The sequence below is a fragment of the Mesorhizobium sp. M5C.F.Ca.IN.020.32.2.1 genome (assembly GCF_004023105.1).
Classification (GTDB): Bacteria; Pseudomonadota; Alphaproteobacteria; order Rhizobiales; family Rhizobiaceae; genus Mesorhizobium; species Mesorhizobium wenxiniae.
Genome location: NZ_RZSX01000482.1, coordinates 1 through 4,916, shown reverse-complemented (window position 1 = coordinate 4,916; position 4,916 = coordinate 1). Strand labels below are relative to the sequence as shown.

Genomic DNA, 4,916 nt, shown 5'->3' with positions numbered 1-4,916 from the left:
TCGGCGATCTCCTTCATCGCGACATCATAGACCGGGGCATAAGGTTTTCCGGCGATCAGCGTCCGCCCGCCGAGCTGGGCATAGTCGCGAGCCAAGGCCCCGGCGCACCAGATCATCCGCTCGCCGCGCTCGACCACGATGTCGGGATTGGCGCAGATGAATGGCAGGTTCCTGGCGCGTAGCCGCCGAAGAAGATCGGCGTAGTCCTCCGGCTTCTCGACCTCGTCGTCGAACAGCCCGGTGCAGACCACGCCGGATGCCTCGAACTCCTCGACGAGCTCGACGTCAAGACCGTCATAGAGCGTGAAATCGCGGTCGGCGCCGATATGGAAGATCTTTCGCGGGCCCTCGATGATCAGGTCGCGGGTCACGTCACCGGAGGTGACGATACGGTCATAGGCCGCAGAAGGAACGCCGATCGCATTCATCTGCGCCACTACATCGGCGCTGCGCCGCGGCGAATTGGTGATCAGCACCACAGGTATCTTCGCTTCGCGTGCGGTCGCCAGCGCCAGAGCGGCAGCCGGAAAATGCCGTTCGCCATTGTGGACCACGCCCCAGACATCGCACAGGATGGAAGAATAGGCTGCAGACAAATCCGCGAGCGAGCCGATGATATCGGGCGAATCCGCCATATCTTTTCCCAGGTCATGATGGTTGCGAGCGCCGCCGCCGACGATCCGCAGCGACTGGACCGCATTAACCGAAGCTCTTCACCCTGTCACCAGCTTTCGCCGCGTTTCGGCATCGCCGCTCAGCAATGAAGGCATAATCGCAAAGCACAAAAATTTTCGTTTCCAGAGCTTTAGCCGATTCCGGACACTCCGCGGCGATCCCGATCGCGGGCGGCATTGGCCCCAGCGGCGGCGTGGTTAACGAGCTTTGAAAAAGTGTGTCGATCTTGGACATATTTTAGCAATCTGAAATTCAAGGATTGGTGGCATCTGGTCGCCGACAAAGGGGTTCTAGCGGGGTGCTGACGGCAATGATCCGAAAATTCGGTAGGGACCGGCGTGGCAACTATACGCTGATGACGGTCATCACCATGGTGCCGCTCATGGGCGGCTTGGCGCTCAGCGTCGACTACTCGGAACTGCTCCGCCAGAAGAACGCCACGTTGAATGCCCTGGACGGCGCCGGTCTCGCTACCGCTCATAAGATCGTCGCCGGCGCAAGCGACGACGACGTCAAGGCCTATGCCAAGACTTTCTTCGAAGCCAATCTCGGCCCTGTCGATCCGGCCAATACGTTGCTTACCGTCACCCTGCCCAACAGCAATGCGGGTGGCGGCACGTTGAAGCTCTGCAGCGCCCTGACGTATCGCCCCTATTTTCTGCCGGCCGCCGCTATGCTGATGGGCGGCGGGACCACCAGCGATACAACCTTCACGGCGTGCTCGGAAATCCGCCTCAAGAACACGCTGGAAGTAGCCCTTGTGCTCGATAATTCCGGCTCGATGAATAATCTGGGTTCCGGCACCGGGGCGAAGCGAATAGACCTGCTGAAGACTGCCGCCAAGCAGCTTGTCGATACGCTGGCGCTGCAGGCACAGCAGATGAAGCAGGTCACCAAACCGGTGCAGTTCTCCCTGGTGCCGTTCGCTGCTTCGGTCAATGTCGGTCCCACCCATGACCAGGATAGCTGGATGGACCAGGACGGCATCTCCCCGATCCAACACGAGGATTTCGACTGGACGAAGATGACCCCCGCCAACGATCCGGACAAATACGCTGAGAAGCTCAACGGCGTCTGGTACAAGCGCGGCGCTGGCTGGGGCGACAGCGAGGATCAACCACTGACCCGCTTCAGCCTTTACGCCGACATCACGGTCGAGTCCGGCCGCGAAGAAGTGCCTAACACGAAACAGTATATCTGCGACACCTATAACAGAAAAGGCAACTGCAGCAGCGGCCACTGGACCACTCCGGAATATATCTACACCACCAGTCGCTATGCGAGCTGGCAGGGTTGCGTCGAGGCGAGGCCGCACCCGTATAATAACGACGATACGACGCCGAACACCGCCACGCCTGCCACGCTGTTCGTGCCGATGTTTGCGCCGGACGAGGCTGGCACCCTCTGGCTCGATTTCAACCGCGACGGCGCTAACGACGTGACCTATCTGTCCTATGGTTACGGCAACAACTGGTGGGCCGACTGGCCCAAGTACACCGACAGCCCAACCGCTTCACAGCGGCAGTCGGACATGCGCAAATATTTCCTGGTTAAGCCTTACGGCTCGCAGTCGGCTGCCTCGGGCGACGGCCCGAATGCGTCCTGCACGGCCAACCCGATCACGACGCTCAAAGACGTGAGCCAGCTTGCCCAGAAAGACGAGATCAAGAACGCCATCGACGCCATGGCGCCCAACGGCAACACCAACGTGCCGGAAGGCCTTGCCTGGGGCTGGCGGACGGTGTCGAGCAACGAACCTTTCACCGAGGGCCGGCCGAACACCGAAAGGGGCAACGACAAAGTGGTGATCGTGCTGACTGACGGCGCCAATACCTACAGCACCGTCAGCGACAGCGGCTATGCCAACAACAGGTCGACCTATGCCGCTTACGGCTACACCGGCCTGACATATCCGGGCTCTGGAAGCGTGACGCGCCTGTTCATGAACACGAGCACGGACATCGGCAAGACCACCTATACCGGCGCCAACTACACCGCCGCTCTAGACGAGCAGATGCAGACCCTTTGCGCCAACGCGAAGAGTTCGAACATTCTCGTCATGACCGTCGCGCTCGACCTGTCGACCACCGATGCCGGCGATAAGAAAGCGCTCGACGCGCTGAGGGCATGCTCGTCGGACTCGCGCTTCCGCATGGATCCCACGGATCCGACCAAACCGGCCAAGCTGTTCTGGAACGCGACCGGGGCGACGCTGTCGGACAATTTCAAGGAAATCGCCAACGAATTGTCGAACTTGCGCATCGTCGGCTGACACGTAAGCGGCGATGCGACGGGCTGGCGCAATGGCTTGCGCTGTGATGCTCTTGCGCCTGCGGACTAGCGAGGGCACTTGGAGCGTTCGCCTGACCGTGCACATCGGATGGAGATCATCCGGAGGCGCGGAGTCGCCATCCGGAGATGCACCTGTGCCCGAAGCCGCCAATCATCTCGCCTTCGCGCTGGTCTGCCTCGGCATGGTGCTGACGCCTGGCCCGAATATGATCTGTCTGATCTCGCGATCGCTGTCTCAGGGGCCGAAAGCCGGCCTGATCTCGCTCGGTGGCGTGGCGCTCGGCTTTGTCTTCTACGTGTTGTCGGCGGCATTCGGCATCACCGCGCTGCTGCTTGCCGTACCTTACGCCTATGATGCGCTGCGCTTTGCCGGCGCCTTCTACCTTTTGTGGCTTGCCTGGCAAGCAGTGAGGCCAGGCGGACGCTCGCCGTTCCAGGTCCGGGAACTGCCGAAGGACAGGCCGCGCAAATTGTTCGCCATGGGCCTGATGACCAATCTGCTCAACCCGAAGGTGGCGGTGCTTTATCTTTCGCTGCTGCCGCAGTTCATCAGCCCCGGCAAGGGCCACGTGCTTTCGCAGCTTCTGGTGCTCGGCACCACGCAGATTGCGATCAGCCTCACCGTCAACGCGATCATCGCGGTTAGGGCCGGCTCGATCGCCGTCTTCCTCGCCGGCCGACCGCTATGGCTGGTGATCCAGCGTTGGATGATGGGCACGGTTCTGACCGCACTGGCCCTGAAGATGGCAACGGACGCGCAGCGTTAACTAAGAGCATCGGACCCAAAAGTGGGTACCGGTTTTGGGAGAATCCGATGCTCAAACGAAAAGATAGAGCGGCGGCACCGCCGCCGTAGCCTACATCGGCCGCCGGTCCTGCTGCGCCCGCTCCGGTTCGACCACCCTGCGATAGAGGTGCCACGTCGCATGGCCAAGCACGGGCATGACGACGGCGAGCCCGGCAAACAGCGGGATCGAGCCGATGACCAGCAGCACGGCCACCATCAAGCCCCACAGTGCCATCTGCAGCGGATTTGTCATCACCGCCCGTGCCGATGTCTCGATTGCCGAGACCGCGCCGACATCGCGGTCGAGCAGCAGCGGGAAAGCGACGACGGTCGTCGCCAGCACGATCGCGGCGAAGACGAAGCCAGCCGAATTGCCGAGTAGGATCAGCATCCAGCCTTTGGGCGTTGTCAGCACCTCGCGCAAAAAGCCGCCGATCGAGGCGGGCGGCTGATTGCCGAACAGGCCGATGTAGATCGATTGCGCGGTGTACAGCCAGAGCAGGAACAGTGCCACCAGCATGACGCCGATGACTGCGATCGCCGGCAGCGCCGGCGAGTGGCGCACGTCGAGCGCGTGCCACCAGGACGTGTCCATGCCGAGCTCGCGGCGGCGGCTGATCTCGTAGAGGCCGATCGCGGCGAAGGGTCCAAGCAGGGCGAAGCCGGACATCAGCGGATAAAGGAGCTGGATGGCGTTGGAGCCGGATGTCGTCCACTGCGCCAGGATCAATCCGACCACCGGATAGATCAGGCACAAGAACACGTAATGCGATGGCTTTGCCCAGAAATCCTCGACGCCGAGCCGCAGCACATCCATCAGGTCTGCCGTGGTGATGCGGCGCACCCTGGGCTGCACGTGCATTCCACGCGCGTCCGACATGACATGAAAGCTGGCCATAACCATTCTCCCGTGTGTCGGGGCGGCCACCGCCGGGATGGCCGCCCGTAGCTGCCATTTCAAAAGCGATGGCATGATAGCCGAATTCGATGTGCTTGTCGCGAATCGGGTGGTGTCGGGGCAAGCGCCGCGCGGCACAGGGCGCGTCCGTGCCGCGCGGCTGGCGTGTGCTAGTCTAGGCACCAAATCGTTCAATTCCCTCGGCCAGCGGAATGTGGCCAAGGCAGGCACCCGAACCCGCCGGCTTTTCGCCATCCTCGATGG

Annotated in this window: 6 protein-coding genes; 3 read left to right on the top strand and 3 right to left on the bottom strand. The window is 61.8% G+C overall.

What is annotated here, in order from left to right; genetic code table 11:
- On the bottom strand, positions 1 to 635 hold a 635-nt coding region (locus EOA86_RS22280; RefSeq protein ID WP_128343599.1), incomplete at its 3' end, for a TIGR01459 family HAD-type hydrolase.
- 64 nt (positions 636 to 699) lie between these two features.
- A complete protein-coding gene (locus EOA86_RS22275; protein WP_127212801.1) occupies positions 700 to 909 on the bottom strand; it encodes a hypothetical protein in 210 nt (69 codons plus the stop codon).
- A gap of 76 nt (positions 910 to 985) precedes the next feature.
- Between EOA86_RS22275 and EOA86_RS22270 the strand changes: the two genes are divergently transcribed.
- Positions 986 to 2,947: a pilus assembly protein TadG-related protein gene (locus EOA86_RS22270; RefSeq protein ID WP_128343597.1), complete on the top strand. Its 1,962-nt coding sequence runs from the start codon at positions 986 to 988 to the stop codon at positions 2,945 to 2,947.
- A 154-nt stretch (positions 2,948 to 3,101) separates the two neighbouring features.
- The gene (locus EOA86_RS22265; protein ID WP_128343595.1) at positions 3,102 to 3,734 is read left to right on the top strand and encodes a LysE family translocator; all 633 of its coding nucleotides are present in this window, start codon (positions 3,102 to 3,104) and stop codon (positions 3,732 to 3,734) included.
- Positions 3,735 to 3,824: 90 nt separating this feature from the next.
- Here EOA86_RS22265 and EOA86_RS22260 read toward each other — a convergent pair whose 3' ends face one another.
- Entirely contained in the window at positions 3,825 to 4,652 is an 828-nt protein-coding gene (locus tag EOA86_RS22260; protein WP_127317677.1) for a DUF2189 domain-containing protein, read from the bottom strand.
- Positions 4,653 to 4,725: 73 nt separating this feature from the next.
- Here EOA86_RS22260 and EOA86_RS39525 point away from each other — a divergent pair.
- Positions 4,726 to 4,916, top strand: a 191-nt coding sequence (locus EOA86_RS39525; protein WP_206630098.1) for a hypothetical protein, incomplete at its 3' end; no start/stop codon positions are given.

Excerpts from the sequence above, each read along its gene's own strand:
- EOA86_RS22275 (WP_127212801.1), bottom strand. The coding sequence starts at position 909 with ATGTCCAAGATCGACACACTTTTTCAAAGCTCGTTAACCACGCCGCCG.
- EOA86_RS22270 (WP_128343597.1), top strand. The coding sequence starts at position 986 with ATGATCCGAAAATTCGGTAGGGACCGGCGTGGCAACTATACGCTGATG.
- EOA86_RS22260 (WP_127317677.1), bottom strand. The coding sequence starts at position 4,652 with ATGGCCAGCTTTCATGTCATGTCGGACGCGCGTGGAATGCACGTGCAG.